Source organism: Paenibacillus sp. DMB20, from assembly GCF_000987955.1.
Taxonomy (GTDB): Bacteria; Bacillota; Bacilli; order Paenibacillales; family Paenibacillaceae; genus Paenibacillus_AQ.
Genome location: NZ_LAZU01000028.1, coordinates 176,821 through 196,127 on the forward strand (window position 1 = coordinate 176,821; position 19,307 = coordinate 196,127).

Genomic DNA, 19,307 nt, shown 5'->3' on the forward strand with positions numbered 1-19,307 from the left:
ATGAAGTCGATACTCAAAAACCTTCCCCGCGTTTTGGGACAAGGCCTTGTCGAGTGCTTGCTGTTTTTTCCGCTGCTCTATATTCCGCTGGTTTATGCTAAAGCCGGTCCTTGGATTGCGGCATGGCCCCTTCTGGTTGTGGCCGGATACGGTGCGGGCTATGCGTGCAGCCGCCTTTTCCGGGTCAACACGGTTCTTAAAACCGTTCTTTGGTCCCTGGCATGGTCGGTGGCGGTATCCCTAATGGCGTTTGGCGTTTCATTTATGCTCTTGATCGGCGTCCCCGGTTTGTTTGTCGCATGTTACCGGGGGATAAGAATGGAACAGGCCCATTGGTCGGTTCTCTTTCCCGGCATGTACTATTTAATTGGGTTGATCATTTATGGATGCAGCAGCTTCGTTCTTAACTTCATGCCGTCGTTCGTCCCGTATAGGGGAGTCTTGACGTGGTTTGGTGCCGCTGCGCTGGCAGTCACGCTGTTTATCATAAACCGGACCCACATTGAGGAAGCCACCCTTCCCCATGACGATAAAGTCATTCTGGAGAAAAGGGTCCGCCGCCAGAATCGATGGCTGGTTGCGTCAATGCTTTTGCTTATAGCGGTTCTTGTTCTTTTGCCTCAGCTGCGCCAAGGTTTGGAGTATCTATGGAACACGGTCGTGTCCTGGATGAACGGACTGTTTCAACAACTGCCGGAAGATAAAACGGAACCGCCCCCGGAGCGACCGCCGCTGGAAGATCCGCTGCTGCCCGTGGAGGAGTCTCTTCCGCCGCCGCAATGGATCAAAGTCCTGGAAAAAATAATGGTCGTTGCGGCTTGCGCCGCAGCCGGCCTTGCGGCAGTTTACCTGCTATATCGTCTGGCTCGCACGCTGCCCAAATGGGCGGAAAAATTATCCGCATGGCTGAACCGGCTGTTATCGCGCCGGTCGGGGGAAGGAGAGCGCCTTGGTTATGTGGATGAGGTGGAGAAAATCGCTCCTCCCAAGAGAGGGAAAGCATTTAAACGATGGAGGCTTTCAGCCCGCAATAACCGGGCAGGCGTGAGGGAGGATGGACAAGAGGCCGGAATCAGACGTTTATACCGGAACCTCGTGGAACGAAATATACGGCAGGGATACCAATGGAAAAGACATTTCACGCCGCGGGAAACCGTGCATGATTTGAAGATGAGGACGGGGGCGTCGGAACCTGTGCCTGACGGATTTGTCGAGCTTTATGAGCAGGCAAGGTACGGGGGCGGGATTGTGGATAAGAACAGGGCCGAAACCGTTCTTAAAGCTTCGAAGGCGACTTCCAAATATAAATAAGGAGTGGACAGCATGTCTGTACAGAAGGAAAGCAATGCCGTCATCGATTACGGCGACCTTGAAGTTACCGGAGGAATCTCCGTCTTCTCCAAGGAATTTGACAAGGCATTTTATTATGACGGTGATGACTTGGGGCTGATCTATACGGCCGAGTTATCCAAGTTTCGTTTATGGGCCCCTACGGCAAGCGAAGCATTTGTCATGATATACAGCGATTGGAACAGCGAGCGCGGCGAGAAAATTCCGATGCGGCGGGATGTCAAAGGGACATGGGTTGCAAGGGTTTCCGGCGATCTGAACGGAAAATATTATACCTATCTGGTCCGGATCGGGAAGCAGTGGAACGAGGCGGTCGATCCTTACGCGAAAGCCGTGGGAGTAAACGGGGACCGCGGGGCGATCATTCCTCTTTCCGAAACCAACCCTCCGGGATGGAGCCGTAAAAAACCGTCGTTCCGGGATGCGGTGGATGCGGTCGTTTACGAGCTGCATATCCGGGATTTCACCATTCATCCGGCAAGCGGAGTTGAACGCAAAGGCAAGTATCTCGGTCTGGCCGAAAAAGGCACCCGCGGACCTCAAAACTTGCCTACCGGGCTTGACCATATCAAGGAGCTTGGCGTAACCCATGTCGAGCTGCTTCCCTTTTATGATTTTGCTACGGAGAGCGTGGACGAGACCCGGCTTGACGAGCCTCAATACAATTGGGGATACGATCCGAAAAATTATAATGTGCCGGAAGGCTCTTACGCTACGGACCCCTATCGTCCGGACGTACGCATCCGGGAATTGAAACAGATGATTCAGGCCTTTCATGACGAGGGCATCCGCGTCATCATGGACGTGGTGTATAACCATGTGTACGACGGCTATCTTGTCAATTTCACGAAGCTGGTTCCCGGGTATTACCTGCGTTATACGGCTGATCGGAAGTTCTCGAACGGTTCCGGCTGCGGCAACGATACGGCTACGGAAAGACCCATGATGCGCAAGTTTATCGTCGATTCCATTCTGCATTGGATTCGGGAATATCAGATCGACGGTTTCCGTTTTGATTTGATGGGCCTTATGGATATAGGCACGATGAACGAAATCCGTAATCGCGTGAATGAAATCGATCCTTCCATCATCATGATCGGCGAGGGATGGATGATGGAGACCGAACTGGCGAAAGACAAAAGGGCGAATCAGCTTCATGCCGCTGAAATGCCGGGGATCGGCCAATTCAACGACGGATTTCGGGATGCCGTGAAGGGCGACATTTTCGTGTTTGACCGAAAAGGCTTTATCAGCGGCGAAGCTTCATTCAAGGAGAGGGTTTTGCCGGGAATTGTCGGCGGCATCCCTTATGACGATGCCATATCTTCGTTTGCGCTCCAACCCGATCAAATCGTGAACTATGCGGAATGTCACGATAACCATACGCTATGGGATAAGATCGAGCTGTCAGCCGAGTCGGAAAGCGATGAGGTCCGCCGTGCGATGCACCGATTGGCTTCTTCCATGATATTGACCAGCCAGGGCATTCCCTTTCTTCACGCGGGACAGGAGTTCTATCGTACCAAGAACGGGGAAGAGAACAGCTATAAATCAAGCGACGAAGTCAATCGTATGGATTGGGAACAGGCGGCTTGGCACAAGGAGGGGATTGAGTACATCCGGCGACTGATTTCTCTTCGGAAGGAACATCCGGCGTTTCGGATGAAGGACGCGGAATCCATCCGCAAATTTCTCCGCTTCGAGAAAGCTCCCGATCATGCGGTAGCTTATACGATCAGGAGGCATGCCAACGGAGATCCGGACGAAAATCTGTTCGTGCTTCACCATGCCGGCCGGTCAACCGGGGAAATCCCGCTTCCGGGCTTGGGTTCCTGGCGCGTGCTGTTCGGCGGGGAACTGATTGAATGCCTGACGGACAACAGCTTGACCGTTGACGGCATCGGCACCGTAGTCCTGGCCTCCGGAAAGTCGCGGCGCTAAGGAGCGCATGTCTTTTACAGCAGAAAATTTACCAACAAATGATTAATGCCTGCAAAGTCTTTCGTCTGATATGCTGAAATGTATGCAAAGAACGAAAGAAACGAGGCGTAATCTTGAAAAAATATATGATATCCGTGTTTATCTATCTAATCGGTTTTTCCGCCGGTTTTTGTCCGGCGGAGGCTCAGGCAGCCCCTCATCAGCCCGTGTTTAACGACATTTCTTCCAGCTATGCGAAAGATGCGATCATTCGCCTGGCCGACAGAGGAATTGTGGACGGAAACGGCAACGGGGCTTTTTTGCCGCGCCAAACCGTTACACGGGCGGAGTTTACGGCCATGGTCAGCCGACTGCTCGGAATGGGGCCGGTGTTTAATGATTTGCCCGCCTACCGCGATGTTCAAAAGCAGGCATGGTATTATGGGTGGGTTCATGCCGGAAGCAATCTGTCCATTGTAAACGGCAAAGGGGAACAGCTTTTCAGGCCGCTCGACAACCTGTCCAGGCAGGAGGCGGCGGTCATCGTAGTCCGCGCGATGAAGCAGGACGGCGGCCGTGGCAGCGGTTTGGCCGACCGTTACAAGGATGCGGACGAAGTGGCAGGATGGGCTCGGACAGAGGTAGCGGCAGCCACCGTATCCGGATGGATGGAGGGAAACCAAGGACTGTTCAGGCCGGAGATCGAAATTACGCGGGAAGAAACGGCTGCGTTGCTGGACCGTGTTCTCGAATCCGGCAATGTGAAGCCCCTTATCGATCACGGATCGGAAGCCCTGCGTCAGGATATCCGAATGGGATGGCTGTATAACGGGAACGTGGGCCAGTATATTAGCTATGCCAAAGCCGCAAATCTGAACACCCTTGTCCCCCGCTGGTATTATATTGAGCCTTCGGGAGCCGTCACCAATTACAGCAATATCGAACTGCTGCAGTGGTCACGCCAAAACGGACGAAAGGTCTGGGGCATGCTGGGCAACCGGTCGGACGCGGATGCTACCCATCGGGCGCTCGGCAACAGTCAAGCCCGAAGGTCTGTCATTCAGAAGCTTGCAGGATATGTTTCGACATATAAACTGGACGGCATTAATGTCGACTTTGAAAACGTGGCTCCGGCGGACCGGGCGAATTTGACCTCGTTCATTAAAGAGCTGTCAGAGGAGCTCCACAGCCTGGGGGCGGTCGTCTCGATAGACGTGTCCCCGGATTTGGGGACGGATTGGACCGAAGCGTTCGACTACTCGGCATTGGGGGCTTATGCCGACTATGTCGTTTTAATGGGCTACGACGAACACTGGGGAGGCTCTCCTTTGGCAGGCTCCGTGTCTTCGATGCCATGGCTTACCTCGGCGGTGGATAAAATCCTGACCACGGTACCCTTCTCCAAAACGATTATCGCTCTCCCGCTATACACAAGGGAGTGGCGGTTAAGCCCTGGAAGCGGGTCAGAGGACATCAGCTTGCTGGAGCAGGGAAGGCGGATTCGGAAGCACTCATCGGTCCTGATATGGAATGAGGCGTTGGGCCAATATGAAACCTCGTATGACGAGGAGGGGATTCGCCGCAAAATTTGGACGGAAGATGCCCGGTCCTTATCCGTAAAACTTCGCATGCTTGTCGCCCGAAATGTTGCCGGTACGGCTTACTGGTACCCTGGTTCCGAAACGCCCGACGTGTGGCAGGCAATCTCCAATATCCAGCGTTATGAGAGTTATTCATTCAATCTATAATATATAACGGGGCGGGTGCGGAAGCATCCGCTCTTTGGATATGGGAAAACTTACAACTTGCCAACCTTGGGGATTCATGATAAATTAGTGTCTCGGGAAAACAACAATATTCCCTGTGGCGGTCGTGGCGAAGGGGTTAACGCACCGGATTGTGGCTCCGGCATTCGTGGGTTCAAGTCCCATCGATCGCCCTCCAAATTTTACATAATGTTTAAAACCAGAGAGCCTACGGGCTCTCTTTTTTGCGTTCCCGCAGCGGGATTTTCCACATAATGCAGGATGGCATGGAGAAGCTAAGCAGGCGGCTTGATAAATTTTTAAAGACTGGGCTTGCAGATCATTTTGTTATAGGAAATTCATCCCATTTTCATATTTCATATTTCATAGTCCATGGTTATATAGTGTTAGTGACTCAGTTACTTTTAAAGATTTCAGCAAAAGGGGACTGCAACTATGGTTTCAGCTCTACTCGGGAGCTTTATTTCAGCAATGGCTACGGTAATTGGGGCGGTTCCTTTGCTGTTTGTGAAAACATTGTCTGAGAAATGGAAGGATATTCTGGTAGCCTTTACGGCGGGGATCATGGTGTCGGCCTCGACATTCGGCTTGATGCCGCAGGCGCTTGACGAAGGCGGGATTATGCCGCTGACCATCGGGCTGTTGGCCGGGATCGTGGTGCTGGATTTGATTGAAAAAAACATACCCCACATCGACGTGGAAAACCAGTCGCGGATCACATCTTTCGACTCATCTTCGCTTTTGGTCATTATCGCGTTGTTCATTCATAACATTCCCGAAGGCCTCAGCACAGGGTTCAGCTATGCAAGTCAAAATCAAGGCCTCGGCCCGATGGTGGCCATCTCGATCGGAGCTCAGAATATGCCGGAGGGATTGATTCTGGCCGTTTTTCTCATAAATACCAAGGTCGCCCGGATGAAAGCGTTCCTTATTGTTTTTTTTAACCGGGATGATGGAACTGGTTTCGGCGGTGGTCGGCTTTTTTACGGCCAGTTATATCGAGTTCATCATCGGGTACGGTCTGGCCTTCGCTGCCGGAGCGATGATGTTTATTGCCTACAAGGAGCTTATCCCGGAAAGCCACGGACACGGCTATGAGCGTCCTTCGACCTATTCGTTCATCATGGGCCTGCTGATCATGGTATACATTAGCTACGCGTTCGGATGATACATAAGACTCGTATGCCATAAGGATCGTAAACTGCTATAATGTACAGTACAGAGGTGATGAACGATGGCAGGCAGAACGAATAAAAAAGGAAAAGTTCAGACGGCGAATCATCAACCGGCCGACAAACCCGCCACATTGAAGGATCTCTTGGACCCGAAGATGGTGGAGCGTCTGAAGGCCCAAGCCGATACCCTTAAAGCGGATGAAGCAAAAAGGCAGGAAGCGGAGCGTATCAAACGCGAAGAGGCCCGGAAGTCCGAGCAAAAACGATTGGATAACGATTTTGAATTTCTGCTTCAGAACAGCGAGATGGACTGGCGGAAATACAAGTAAGGGGGGGCGGCTTTTGGCCGTCCCTTTTATAGATATAGAATTTATAAGTTATCAGCGGAGCTGATGGAATTCTATATCGCAAGAAAAAACAACCGCTAAATGCGGTCTGTCTTCTAGTGAGGTACGTCGATAGGCGTTTTCTTCTTATAGATATAGAATTTATAAGTTATCAGCGGAGCTGATGGAATTCTATATCGCAAGAAAAAACAACCGCTAAATGCGGTCTGTCTTCTAAAGAAAGTACGTCGATAGACGTTTTTTTTTATGGTGCGAAGAAAGCGTCATTTGGAGGTTTTCGATATTTTAACAATATGACAGGGTTTCATTGTAATAGTAAAATAGGAAACTGAACGATTCATTTATCCATAATACTCGATGAAAGGAATATGACCATGTCTGATCAGGAACGGAAACTAGATTCGTCACAAGACCAGCTGGACGTAGGTTTGCTGCTTAACGCTTTAATGGCATTAAAAAAGGGGGACTTCTCCCATAGAATGCCCTATGAATGGACGGGCGTTGCAGGTAAAGTTGCGGATTCGTTCAACGAGATCATGGACATGCAGGAAAGCCTCGTCAACGAAGTGAAGAAAGTGGCGAAGGTCGTCGGTAAAGACGGCAAGCTGAACCGCAGATTCGTACATAAAAATAACGGCGGCTCCTGGGGAGTTATGGTGGATTCGCTGAACGGCCTGGTTACAGACCTTACTCAGCCCACCAGCGAAATGGTGAGGGTTATTAACGCCGTCGCCGAGGGCGATCTGTCCCGTAAGGTCGAGTTGGAGATTGAAGGCCGGCCGCTGACCGGGGAGTTTTTGAGAACCGCCAACAACATCAACCAGATGGTCACGCAGCTCAGCATGTTTGCTTCCGAGGTCAACCGCGTCGCACGCGAGGTGGGGACGGAAGGCATACTCGGCGGCCAGGCGGATGTCAAAGGCGTTTCCGGCACATGGAAAGACTTGACCGATAGCGTGAACAACATGGCAAACAACCTGACGGATCAGGTTCGGAATATCGCTGCCGTAACAACGGCCGTGGCGAATGGCGATCTTTCGAAGAAGATTACGGTTAACGCCAAGGGCGAAATATTGGAGCTGAAGGACACTGTCAACACGATGGTGGATCAGCTCAGCACGTTTGCGTCCGAGGTGACCCGGATGGCCCGCGAGGTCGGAACCGAAGGCAAGCTGGGCGGTCAGGCAAACGTGAAGGGCGTATCGGGCACATGGCGGGACCTGACCGAAAGCGTAAACGACATGGCCAGCAACCTGACGGAGCAGGTACGGAATATCGCGGTTGTCACGACCGCCGTGGCGAATGGCGATCTTTCCAAGAAAATTACGGCCGACGTGCAGGGCGAAATATTGGAGCTCAAGAACACGATCAACACGATGGTGGATCAGCTGAGCACGTTTGCGTCCGAGGTAACCCGGATGGCGTCCGCGAGGTCGGAACCGAAGGCATTCTCGGCGGTCAGGCCGAAGTGAGCGGCGTCGCCGGCACATGGCGCGATCTGACGGAAAGCAGTGAATGACATGGCCAGCAACCTGACCAATCAGGTCCGTAATATCGCAGAGGTGACAACCGCCGTTGCCAAGGGCGATTTGTCCAAAAAAATTACGGTCGACGCCAAAGGCGAGATTCTGCAGCTCAAGAGCACGATCAACACGATGGTTGACCAGCTGAGCAACTTTGCGTCCGAGGTCACGCGCGTAGCCCGGGAGGTTTCCACCGAAGGCAAGCTTGGTGGACGTGCCGACGTTAAGGATGTATCCGGCACCTGGAAGGACTTGACGGACAGCGTCAACTATATGGCGGGAACGCTCACCGATCAGGTACGGAACATCGCCGAGGTGACGACGGCGGTAGCCCGGGGCGACTTGTCGAAGCATATTACGGTAAACGCGCGCGGGGAAATTCTGGAGCTGAAGAACACAATCAATACGATGGTGGATCAACTCAGCACGTTTGCTTCCGAAGTTACCCGCGTAGCGCGGGAGGTCGGCACCTTGGGCATGCTGGGCGGACAGGCCCAGGTGAAAGGCGTTGCCGGGACATGGCGGGATTTGACCGAAAGCGTCAACTACATGGCATCCAATTTAACCAATCAGGTCCGAAACATTGCGGTTGTTACGACAGCGGTTGCAAACGGCGACTTGTCCAAGAAAATCACCGCCGACGTGCAGGGAGAGATCCTGGAGTTGAAGAACACGATCAATACGATGGTGGATCAGCTCAGCACGTTTGCCTCCGAGGTTACCCGCGTCTCGCGCGAGGTTGGAACCGAGGGCAAGCTTGGAGGCCAGGCGCAGGTTAAAGGCGTCGGCGGGACGTGGAAGGATCTGACCGAAGGGGTAAACAGCATGGCACGCAACCTGACGGATCAGGTGCGCAACATTGCCGAGGTTACCACGGCGGTCGCCAAGGGCGATTTGACCAAAAAAAATCACGGTGGATGTCAAAGGCGAGATTCTTGAACTGAAGAACACGATGAATACGATGGTGGACCAGCTGAGCAACTTCGCCTCCGAGGTAACGCGCGTGGCCCGGGAGGTCGGCGACGGACGGCAAACTGGGCGGACAGGCCACCGTGCGGGGCGTCGGCGGGATCTGGAAAGATCTGACCGACAACGTCAATACGATGGGCTCGAACCTGACCGATCAGGTCCGCGGCATTGCCAAAGTCGTTACCGCCGTAGCGAACGGTAATTTGAAACAAAAGCTGACCGTGGACGCGAAGGGTGAAATTGCCGAGTTGACGGATACCATTAACAATATGATCGACACGCTTGCCACCTTTGCCGACCAAGTGACGACGGTAGCCCGGGAGGTAGGGGCCGAAGGGAAGCTCGGCGGGCAGGCTAACGTTCCGGGGGCAGCCGGTACATGGCGTAATCTGACGGATAACGTTAACTATATGGCAAGCACGCTGACGACGCAGGTGCGTGCCATCACGAACGTGGCTACGGCCGTAGCGAAGGGCGATCTGTCCAGAACGATCGACGTTGCGGCGGCAGGCGAGGTTGCGGCACTGAAGGACAACGTCAACGAAATGATCCGCAACCTGAAGGAAACCACCCGGATCAACACGGAGCAGGACTGGCTGAAGACGAATCTGGCCAAGTTCTCCCGCATGCTCCAAGGCCAACGGGATTTGAACGCCGCCAGCCGGATGATTTTGTCGGAGCTGGCGCCGCTGGTTTCGGCGCAGCACGGGGTCTTTTATTTGAATCAACCGGTAGGCGGGGAGCCGCTTCTGAAGCTGTACTCCAGCTACGGCTATCAGCAGCGTAAAAACCTGTCCAACGAATTCCGTTCCGGCGAAGGCCTCGTCGGACAATGCCTGGTGGAAAAACAGCGGATTCTTCTTACGCATGTACCGTCCGACTACGTCGTCATTTCGTCCGGTCTGGGCGAAGCGGCTCCGCTGAACATCGTCCTGCTGCCGATCATTTTCGAGGATCAGGTGCTTGCCGTTCTGGAGCTGGCTTCCTTCCGTCCGTTCAGCGATATCGATATTGCTTTCCTGGACCAGCTGACGGAATCGATCGGCATCGTCATCAATACGATGCAGGTCAACCGCCGGACGGAGGAGCTGCTGATGCAATCGCAGTCGCTGACGGAGGAGCTGCAAAACCAGCAGCAGGAGCTTCAGCATACGAACGAAGAGCTTGAGGAGAAAGCCAAACTGCTCGTCATCCAGAAGGCCGAAGTGGAAAGCAAGAACGACGAGATCGAGCTTGCCAAGCGCTTCCTGGAGGAAAAGGCCGAGCAGCTGGCGCTCACATCCAAATACAAATCCGAATTCCTGGCGAACATGTCCCATGAACTCCGTACCCCGCTGAATTCGCTGCTTCTTCTAGCGGAACAGCTGGCCGAGAATCCGGATCGGAACCTCTCTTCGAACCAGGTCAAGTTTGCCAAAACGATACAAGAGTCCGGAATGGAACTACTGAGCCTGATCAACGATATTTTGGATCTTTCCAAAATCGAGTCGGGCACGGTAACCCCGGAATATAACGAGGTCAAGATCAGCGAACTTGTGGACGGATTGGACCGGAGCTTCCGCCTGATCGCCGAAGACAAGGACGTCGACTTTGAGCTGAAGACGGAAGCCGGCGTTCCGGAACTGATCGTCACCGATTTTAAACGCCTGCAGCAGGTTTTGAAGAATCTGTTGTCCAATGCGTTTAAATTTACCGAAGAAGGAAAGGTCGCGTTGTACATCGCCCGCGCCGCGGAAGGCTGGAGCCCGGACAACAGCGTTCTGAACCAGGCGAAAACGGTACTCGGCTTCACCGTTAGCGATACGGGCATCGGAATTCCCGAGGATAAACAGCGGATTATATTCGAAGCCTTCCAGCAGGCCGATGGAAGCACGAACCGCGAATACGGGGGAACCGGCCTCGGGCTGGCCATTTCACGCGAAATCGCAGCCCTGCTCGGCGGGGAAATCACGCTGTTCAGCGTTGAAGGAAAAGGCAGCACCTTCGTGCTGTATCTGCCGCTTGACGAAGAGTTCGCCGGGCCGGAGCCGAAGTCTAAATACGTACCGGAGGTCATCGACGTGACGCCGCCGCTTCGAACCCGCTCTTTCGTCAGAACAAGCCAGAAGAATGTCTTGGACGACCGGGACAATATTCAGCCGGACGATTTGGTATTCCTGATTATTGAAGATGACCAGGTATTTAACGAAATTCTGCTGGAAATTTTGCATAAAAAGGGCATTAAAGCCGTAATCACTTCGTCCGGATCCAATGCGCTGGCAATGGCCAGAAAATATCAACCGGCTGCCATCACGCTGGATCTGCGCCTGGACGATACCGACGGCTGGCTCGTGATCGAGCATCTGAAGAATGACCTCGGCGTCCGGCACATCCCGGTTTGCGTCATTACGATTGAGGAGGACGAGGTCGGCCTGAAACAAAAAGGCGTTTTCGATTATATGTGCAAGCCGGTATCGAACGAGGATCTTGAAAATGCGATTGACCGGCTCAGCGCGTACGCAAAACGCGAATTCCACCATCTGCTTGTCGTCGTGAGCGATGAGGAGCGGCGCAAGGAAATCGTGGAGACGATCGACAATAAGGATATCGGAATATCCACGGCGGAGACGGCCAAACAAGCGCTGAATCTGCTGAGAGATCATGATTTCGATTGCCTGATGACGGATAACGACTTAACGGACATGGGTGTGCTCTCCTTTATCCGGGAACTTCAGAAAAATGCCAAGAACAAATTCCTTCCGATCGTTCTGAACCGGAGCAGGAAGTGGACGACCGAAGAAGAGGAAGAACTTGAGGAACTGACCAAATCCTCGGTGATCAAAGAGGTGAAGTCGCCGATACAGATCATGGACGAAACCGCCCTGTATCTGCACCGCAAAGCTGAAAATCTGCCGGAAGGACCCCGGGAGACGCTCGTGAAGCTTCATCAGTCCGATGAGATGATCGAATACAAAAACGTTCTCGTCGTGGATGACGATATCCGCAATATCTTCGCGCTGACGACAATCCTTGAACGTCACAACATGAAGGTGATACCTGCCGAGAACGGCCATGAGGCGCTTCATATTCTGGACCAGACGCCGGATGTGGATATTGTTCTGATGGACATTATGATGCCGGTCATGGACGGCTACGAGACGACACGCGCCATCCGGAAGAAGCCCCATTTCCGGGACTTGCCGATTATTGCCCTGACGGCCAAAGCCATGAAAGGGGACCGCGAGGAATGCCTGGAAGCGGGCGCTTCCGATTACATCACCAAGCCGGTGAACAGCGCGCAGCTGCTGTCCATGATGCGGAGCTGGATGCGTGAAACGGAGCAGGAATCGACGAACGCACCGGCGCCCGAAAAAGGAACAGCCGATTCGGAGAACCGGCAATAGATGAAACGACAAAGACCGTCAGGGTGGTATTCCCTGGCGGTATTCTTTTGAGTGTACAACGCATGCGGCCCGATCAGGTAGAGGTTGATGCTTTTTCATGGTTTGGATCCTCATGTATAATAATGGAACGGGAGACCGGCAATCATCGCTTTCGGATAAGGTTTATTTCAAGGAGGAGAGGAATATGAGTTCATCCAGCCATTACTGGCAAGGGGCGCGACTGACCCTGAGAGCCATAGAACCGTCGGATATCGAGCTTTTCAAAGCTTTTGACGATACGATTGACCGAAATGTGGATGCCGTTTACTGGCCCCAGCCGGACCGGAGGAGGCAGGAGTGGCTGGAGTCGGAGCTTAAGCCCCGCGAGGACGATTCCTTTCGCTGGATCGCCGTAGCGGGCGGGGATGAGGCTGTCGGGACCATCGATGCGTTTGCCTGCAACCGGCGTTTCGGGACGTTTAAATACGGCCTCGCGCTCGCTCCCAGCCAACAGGGAAAGGGCTACGGGAGGGAGATGATCGAGATGGTCCTGCGTTTTTATTTCAACGAACTCGGTTATCAAAAGGCCACGCCCCACGTGTACTCCTTCAATGAACCCTCCATCAAGCTCCATGAAAAAATGGGATTCATGCAGGAAGGAAGGCTGCGGAACATGGTGTATACGGAGGGCCGTTATTTCGACGAGATTTATTTCGGCATGACGCGGGATGAATTCAACGAAAAATACGGCGCGGCGCGTTGACCGGGACAAAGGGGCTGACCATCGGAATCGCAGGCGGTTCCGGGAGCGGAAAAACCCATTTGAGCCTGCTTCTGAAGGACAGGTTAAAAGACAAGAATGTTTTGATTTTACATACGGATCGGTATTACAAGGCGCAGAGACCCGTGACAAAGGCCCCTTTTTCGAATAAGGAATATGAGGATTTCAACCACCCCGACGGCGTGGATGTTCAGCGCCTTTGTTCGGAGTACCAAGCTGCCCGAAAAGGGAACGAATTCGATCTGATCATCATTGAAGGTTTTCTTCTTCTGTACTTTGATGAGCTTCGGGAATGGTTGGATTTGAAAGTGTACGTGGACTGCCGGGCGGATGATCCGCAGAACGGGATGGTTTCTGAGCAAGGGGTACTCTTATGAGGAGACTACGCAAGAATACCTGGATCTGGTGCGTTTCCGCCATGATGAATATGTGGAACCGACGAAATGGCATGCCGATATCATCATTAACGGCTCGACCGGACCGCATAAGGGAGCGGAGTTGATTCAGGTTTGGATTGAACACAGCCTTCAACTGGGGAGTGGATGAACGGATGAGAGTAAAAGGGCTAAACCATTTATGTTTTTCGGTATCCGATCTGGAGCAGTCCATCGCTTTCTTTGAGCATGTGATTGAAGCCAAACTGCTGGTTAAAGGCCGGAAGCTCGCGTATTTCGACCTGAGCGGTTTATGGATTGCCTTGAATCAGGAAGATATCGAACGGGACCGAGCACCCTCTTCCTATACGCATACCGCATTTACGGTAGAGGAAGAGGATTTCGACGAATTATTGGGACGATTGAACAGATACAAGGTACATATTCTTCCAGGGAGAAAGAGGGACCCGCTCGACAAAAGGTCTGTCTACTTCACCGATCCCGACGGACACCTGTTTGAATTTCACACCGGGACACTTGCCGACAGATTAAGTTACTATAAGTCCGAAAAGAAGCACATGACTTTTTATAGAGATAAGAAAGAATAAACTTCAGAGGATTGCCATCCTTATCTCGCAAGAAAAAACTTCCGCTATATGCGGTCTGTCTTCTGAGAAAGTACGTCGATAGACGTTTTTTCTTGATTATATATTGCGGAGAGAGCGAGCTTTAATGATGCCTGAAGCGTTGGCGCCTTATTTGGAAACGTTTGATACCAACGGGGATTTGCGTTCCTACCTGGAGCGCTTAGGTGGCTAAGGCTTCGCCAACGCCCTGAAATAAGTCCGGCTTGCGATCATTCGGAATGTAGGTTACAATAAGTAAGTCGAATATATACGGTAGGGGGTTTATGTACATGAAGGTTGAAATTTGGTCGGATTTTATGTGTCCGTTCTGCTATATCGGAAAACGTCACTTTGAAGAAGCGCTGAGCCAATTTCCGCAAAAAGAGCAGGTGGAGGTTGTTTTCCGCAGCTTCGAGCTGAGCCCGGGTGCGACGTATGAGCCCGGCGTATCGATGACCGAGCTGTTAGCCTCCAAATACGGCATGAGCATAGAGCAGGCGGAGGCTTCCAACGCCCGAGTTACGGATCAGGCTGCAAAAGCAGGCCTTACGTATCACCTGGATCGCGTCATTCCTGCCAACACGTTCGATGCGCACCGATTGGTTCACTTTGCCGGACAGCAGGGCAAAATGAAAGAAATGGCGGAACGTCTTTTCCTGGCCTATTTTACCGAAACGAAAGATTTGGACGATCCAGAACTCTTGGCCGACTTGGCTGCCGAAACGGGTCTGGACCGAGACGAAGCTGCATCCGTTCTAGCGAGCGATCGTTATTCCTCCGAAGTCCGGGCCGATGAAGACGCGGCGAGACGCATCGGCGTTCAAGGCGTGCCGTTCTTTGTTCTGGACGGCAAATATGCGGTATCCGGCGCCCAGCCTGCCGAGGTATTCGCGGAAGCGCTGCGCAAAGCGTTCGGAGAAGAAAAACCGCTCATTCTGGTAAATGACGAAGACTCGGCAGCGGGAGCCTGCACGGACGAATCGTGCGAACTGCCAACGAACAATAAATAAGAAGGAACATGAACACCCGGTGTTTTCGTCAAGAAAACCCGGGTATTTTTTATTCCGTCCAAACGGAGATGTTATATGCCGCTTGCCAAGGGTTTTTTTTGGGATAAATGCAGCAGAAAACAGGATTGAGTTATAGGAACTTATGTTCTATAATGAATGAATAAAACGTAACCGCTATCATGAAGCCTGGGTAAGCGGGCGTTTTCAAGGGGGGCTGTGCGTAATAGAAGACATCATACGCTTCCGGGATATCGCTTACCTTCAAAGCGGAAACGAAAAGCAGCAATCCGCCTATCGTGCCCTGACAGATCTTAAAATCATGGAACTGCTGGGGGAGTTTGATCCCCTTCTTGTCGGAACCGTGCCCATCGGCATCGATTTGCCGGACAGCGATCTGGACATCATTTGTTTTGCGCCGGACATAGGTTTTTTCGAAGAAGCGGTAAAGCAGCGTTTAATGGGTTTATCCCTTCATATGGAACAGGGTTATACCGGGGGAATCTTGAGCCTGACCGTACAATTTACATACCAAGATTGGATCATCGAGCTTTTTGCGCAGCCTGTGCCTACGCTGATGCAGAACGGCTGGAGGCATATGATCGTCGAACACCGAATATTGCGGTTATGGGGGGAAAAGGCCCGTAAGGCCGTTATGAAATACAAACTTTGCGGCATGAAAACCGAGCCGGCGTTCGGCAGGCTGTTAGGGTTGGAAGGGGATCCGTACGAAGAACTGCTCCGCTTGAATGACTGGCAGGATGAACGGCTTGCGCGGCATTTTAACATTAAGGGGGAAGAAGATTAATATGCATAATGAAAAAGAACAGCTTCTCGAGAAGTTCGGAACATGGATCGATTTCGTGGGCAGTCTGGAACGAAACAGCGAGAGCGTGTGGGATCAGCCGCTTGCCGAAGGGAAATGGTCCGTTCGGGGCGTTGTGAGCCATATCATGAAATGGGATGAATATTTCTTGAATGAAGCTATATTAAAAATCAGTCGCGGCGAACCATTGACCTCAAAGCATCTCGATTACGATGAGTTTAACGAAGAAGCCAGGCGGTATGGAGAGTCCTGCCCTGTTTCCAGGCTTGCGGACGAAACCAAGAGGCTCCGTCAGGAATTGATTCGGCATATCCGGTCGCTGAGTGAAGATCAATATGAACGAGCCTACACGGACGGCGATGGGAATCCGTTTGAGCTTACCGCTTACCTGAAAGACTTTATTTGGCATGACGAACATCATATCGTCCAGATCTCACCATTGCTGGAATAGAAATATGACGATAATCTTTCAATAAACTTCTATGAAAAATCATCGTTTATCCGTTACACTATCCATAACAATAACGTTAAAGTTGGTGAAACGGATTGATTGGTGCTGCAGCATTGGATATCATGTCATTGTTCACGCAAGACAATTTGGAGTGGTTTCTGGAGAAATTCCGGGGGCTCGGTCCCATACCGGGCATCCTTCTTACTTTTATGAAGTCATTTGTTCCCCCTCTGCCGACAGCGCTTATTGTCGGGGTGAATGCCGCGGTTTACGGCTTTTGGCCGGGCTTTATTTATTCTTGGTTCGGTTTGGTTGCCGGCTGTTTCGTTACCTTTCTTCTGGTGCGCTCGGTCGGAAAAAGCCGATACTTGGATCAATGGGCTGCGAAGCCGAAGGTGCAAAAGGGAATGAGATGGGTTCAACGCAACGGCTTCAGTTATGTGTTTTTGCTGGGAATACTGCCTGTCGGCCCTTTTGTGGCGGTTAATATCGCCGCCGGCTTGGCGAGGATGCATATTCAATCCTATCTGATGGCCGTTATTTTGGGTAAAGGAATCATGGTATTCTGCGTCTCGTTCATTGGCGCCAATTTCTCGGATTTTTTACGGCAGCCGGTTTTGTTTGCGGGAGTCATTGTTTTCGTTCTGCTGCTGCTCTGGATCAGCAAAAAAGTGGAGTCCTATATCCTTAGAAGTTATTTGCCGGAATCCGCTGCAAATACGCCAATGGAGTAAGGATGCGGAACCTGGGATAGGGACGGTTGTATTCTCGGACGATAACACGTGAAATCAGGACGGGTTTACGCCGTGATTTTCGCGGCATCTTCCTTTGAGGCTTGGCACGAGTGGTTTGGTATGCTTCTTTTGGGTGGGAACGGGTTGCTATTTTATGTGTTATACCGCAACAGGTGGCAGTTTAAGGGCTGGTACCGTTCCGCCTCAACCCAGTTAAAGCTGAGACGACCCGTTACGACAGGCTGCGTGGCGGCCGCCGTATTGCTGATTTCCTCGCCGATATTTTTATTCTGGATTTAATAAAAGGGGGTTCCTTTGTACTTTCTTTGGAGCCCCTAATGGGCGCTGTTAAAAAGCTCAATCTCCCCGATTTCGGAAGATTGAGCTTTTTGTGTTGGAAGATATTTTAAAGCCGTTTACGTCTATAGAGCGTGACGAAGACACAGGAGGCCAGCAGCAGAATGAGTGCGATTCCGGTATAAAGCGCTTCCTTGCCGCTGTCCTGCACGGCATTGTCCTATCGTCCAAGTGAGTTGAGAGCAGTAGAAAAGCAATAGCAGATTTAGTGAAACTACAGCGTAAATCGCTTCTTTACGCCGCCTTGCGCGGTTTTGACTTCGATGTGTCAGGGCATTCATTTTTCCACTCTTGGCTTGCCGGGATCGCAGTTTGGATTATTCACTTTGGACACCCAGGATAACTTCGTTAAATAATAGCACTCTTCCCTCGCCATATGATCGGCCAGCAGCGGCATCAACGTGCCCAGTATCTCCTTGGAGATTTGAAGTTCTTCCAGTTCCTTCAGGAACTCCCTGAACAAAAGCATTTCCAGCTCTACCTCGTGGTTAAAGCGGTCCAGTGCCGGAAAATTCTTAAGTCCCGTTCGGGTATAACCGGCCAACTCGACGGCTTTCAAATAGAACTCCTCAAAATGCTTCTCAAAGCCTTCGGTCGTCTCTTTCATTCTTTTTTCCATCCAGTCCAGCTCGCCGTTGATGCCCGCCGCGTGACCGTAAGCATCCTGCAGCCATACCAAATGATGATGGAGAGCGTCCTGCAGCGGAGGAATTTGTCCTGCCTGCAGAAAATTCATGACAGAAAGCGCCTCTTCGGCCTCGTTTACCATATGGCTTAAGAACGTCGGGGGCATTTTGAGACCGATATTCTCGGTAATCCGGCGTTTTAGCAGATGCAGGTTGAACGAGCGAAATTCCTGCGTTCTGGCAAAGGCAGCAGAATTCAGGCTGCGTATATTGAAGTCGATTAATTGTGTCCTTGCCGATTCCAGCAGTCGGTCAAAGATTTGAATAAACATCTCTGCCCGCCGTATTTCTTCCGTTTCGTTAGGAGCGAGCGCTCCGTAAATGAATCTGCTGTGATCCCCGAGTATCTGCATCCAAAAGCGGTTTTCAAACAACGAGGCGCCTTCAAAGCTCGTATATGCCAAATTTCATTGCCTCCTTAGGATAGCGTTTCCTTCATAAACAAATTATGTGAAATAGCCCATAAGTATGTGGCATTTGAATCGAGCTTTATTTTTGCTATTGAAGAAGCTCTTTTTGACTGGGGCTGGGCAAATGACATAATCCTTTTAGCGGATATTGACATAAGCTGAGATACCGAACCAATCGAAAGGAGTTGGAAGTTTGAAAAAAATTCCTGTTTCCGGATTCGTCCTTCATTCGAACAATGACGAAAACGAACATTCTCATCGTCTTTACCTTACTTCTTGGGACGGTCGGCCAATCTACCACATTCATCCCTTCTCCGGCGTTACATCATTCGATGACGGACATACACATCAATATGTTGGCAACACGGAGCCGGCCCCCACAGGCGTTCCTCACGTTCACCGCTATTATTCGGTTACATCCCTAAATCAGGGTCATAAACATGTCATCGAAGGGGTAACGGGTCCGGCCATCAACCTTCCGGGTGGCGGGCATATCCATTACTTTGAAGGGTATACGACAGTAAATGGCGTCAGACCCCACACCCATTATTACAAGGGAGCTACAGGAAACGAAGTTTGAACCTGCGACTCAAACGAAAAGAACCCTGTCCTAATATACAAAGGAGCCAGGGTTCTTGTTAAT

Annotated in this window: 18 protein-coding genes, 1 tRNA gene and 1 pseudogene; 19 read left to right on the forward strand and 1 reads right to left on the reverse strand. The window is 51.6% G+C overall.

The window, feature by feature from the left end; genetic code table 11:
* From XI25_RS13895 to XI25_RS13965, 18 genes and pseudogenes are all read left to right on the forward strand, one after another.
* Positions 1-1,311, forward strand: a complete 1,311-nt coding sequence (locus XI25_RS13895; protein WP_052759603.1) for a DUF4129 domain-containing protein — start codon at positions 1-3, stop codon at positions 1,309-1,311.
* A 12-nt stretch (positions 1,312-1,323) separates the two neighbouring features.
* On the forward strand, positions 1,324-3,291 hold the full coding sequence (pulA, locus tag XI25_RS13900; protein ID WP_046679115.1) for a type I pullulanase: 1,968 nt from the start codon (positions 1,324-1,326) through the stop codon (positions 3,289-3,291).
* A gap of 113 nt (positions 3,292-3,404) precedes the next feature.
* The gene (locus tag XI25_RS13905) at positions 3,405-5,018 is read left to right on the forward strand and encodes an S-layer homology domain-containing protein (RefSeq protein WP_052759604.1); all 1,614 of its coding nucleotides are present in this window, start codon (positions 3,405-3,407) and stop codon (positions 5,016-5,018) included.
* Between the two features lie 117 nt (positions 5,019-5,135).
* Positions 5,136-5,210: transfer RNA gene (locus XI25_RS13910), tRNA-His, on the forward strand.
* Positions 5,211-5,471: 261 nt separating this feature from the next.
* A pseudogene (locus XI25_RS13915) lies at positions 5,472-6,204 on the forward strand (ZIP family metal transporter).
* Between the two features lie 66 nt (positions 6,205-6,270).
* The gene (locus XI25_RS13920) at positions 6,271-6,540 is read left to right on the forward strand and encodes a YqkE family protein (RefSeq protein WP_046679116.1); all 270 of its coding nucleotides are present in this window, start codon (positions 6,271-6,273) and stop codon (positions 6,538-6,540) included.
* 392 nt (positions 6,541-6,932) lie between these two features.
* Positions 6,933-8,030, forward strand: a complete 1,098-nt coding sequence (locus XI25_RS34650) for a HAMP domain-containing protein (protein WP_235439872.1) — start codon at positions 6,933-6,935, stop codon at positions 8,028-8,030.
* A gap of 48 nt (positions 8,031-8,078) precedes the next feature.
* Positions 8,079-9,020 (forward strand): HAMP domain-containing protein, encoded by a 942-nt coding sequence (locus tag XI25_RS34655; RefSeq protein WP_235439873.1) that lies wholly within the window; start codon positions 8,079-8,081, stop codon positions 9,018-9,020.
* A gap of 113 nt (positions 9,021-9,133) precedes the next feature.
* Positions 9,134-12,433 carry a response regulator gene (locus XI25_RS34660; RefSeq protein ID WP_235439874.1) on the forward strand — a complete coding sequence of 1,100 codons (3,300 nt, stop codon included), beginning with the start codon at positions 9,134-9,136 and terminating at the stop codon, positions 12,431-12,433.
* A 184-nt stretch (positions 12,434-12,617) separates the two neighbouring features.
* Positions 12,618-13,175 carry a GNAT family N-acetyltransferase gene (locus tag XI25_RS13930; protein WP_046679117.1) on the forward strand — a complete coding sequence of 186 codons (558 nt, stop codon included), beginning with the start codon at positions 12,618-12,620 and terminating at the stop codon, positions 13,173-13,175.
* On the forward strand, positions 13,172-13,570 hold the full coding sequence (locus XI25_RS32920) for a zeta toxin family protein (RefSeq protein WP_160308915.1): 399 nt from the start codon (positions 13,172-13,174) through the stop codon (positions 13,568-13,570). The genes XI25_RS13930 and XI25_RS32920 overlap by 4 nt, the downstream gene beginning before the upstream one ends.
* A complete protein-coding gene (locus XI25_RS32925) occupies positions 13,524-13,739 on the forward strand; it encodes a hypothetical protein (RefSeq protein ID WP_152669131.1) in 216 nt (71 codons plus the stop codon). Before XI25_RS32920 ends, XI25_RS32925 begins: the two co-directional genes overlap by 47 nt.
* A gap of 4 nt (positions 13,740-13,743) precedes the next feature.
* Positions 13,744-14,175, forward strand: coding sequence for a metallothiol transferase FosB (gene fosB, locus XI25_RS13940; RefSeq protein ID WP_046679118.1), 432 nt, complete (start codon positions 13,744-13,746; stop codon positions 14,173-14,175).
* Between the two features lie 308 nt (positions 14,176-14,483).
* Positions 14,484-15,203 carry a DsbA family oxidoreductase gene (locus XI25_RS13945; RefSeq protein WP_046679119.1) on the forward strand — a complete coding sequence of 240 codons (720 nt, stop codon included), beginning with the start codon at positions 14,484-14,486 and terminating at the stop codon, positions 15,201-15,203.
* Positions 15,204-15,504: 301 nt separating this feature from the next.
* Entirely contained in the window at positions 15,505-16,008 is a 504-nt protein-coding gene (locus XI25_RS13950; RefSeq protein WP_268794514.1) for a DUF4269 domain-containing protein, read from the forward strand.
* 1 nt (position 16,009) lies between these two features.
* Positions 16,010-16,477 (forward strand): DinB family protein, encoded by a 468-nt coding sequence (locus XI25_RS13955; RefSeq protein ID WP_046679121.1) that lies wholly within the window; start codon positions 16,010-16,012, stop codon positions 16,475-16,477.
* Positions 16,478-16,599: 122 nt separating this feature from the next.
* The gene (locus tag XI25_RS13960) at positions 16,600-17,211 is read left to right on the forward strand and encodes a TVP38/TMEM64 family protein (RefSeq protein WP_046679181.1); all 612 of its coding nucleotides are present in this window, start codon (positions 16,600-16,602) and stop codon (positions 17,209-17,211) included.
* A 48-nt stretch (positions 17,212-17,259) separates the two neighbouring features.
* Positions 17,260-17,511, forward strand: a complete 252-nt coding sequence (locus XI25_RS13965) for a hypothetical protein (protein WP_046679122.1) — start codon at positions 17,260-17,262, stop codon at positions 17,509-17,511.
* A gap of 334 nt (positions 17,512-17,845) precedes the next feature.
* Here XI25_RS13965 and XI25_RS13970 read toward each other — a convergent pair whose 3' ends face one another.
* Positions 17,846-18,658: a DUF2935 domain-containing protein gene (locus tag XI25_RS13970; protein ID WP_082112357.1), complete on the reverse strand. Its 813-nt coding sequence runs from the start codon at positions 18,656-18,658 to the stop codon at positions 17,846-17,848.
* 199 nt (positions 18,659-18,857) lie between these two features.
* Here XI25_RS13970 and XI25_RS13975 point away from each other — a divergent pair, with 199 nt between their 5' ends.
* On the forward strand, positions 18,858-19,244 hold the full coding sequence (locus tag XI25_RS13975; RefSeq protein WP_046679123.1) for a YmaF family protein: 387 nt from the start codon (positions 18,858-18,860) through the stop codon (positions 19,242-19,244).
* Positions 19,245-19,307 lie beyond the last annotated feature (63 nt).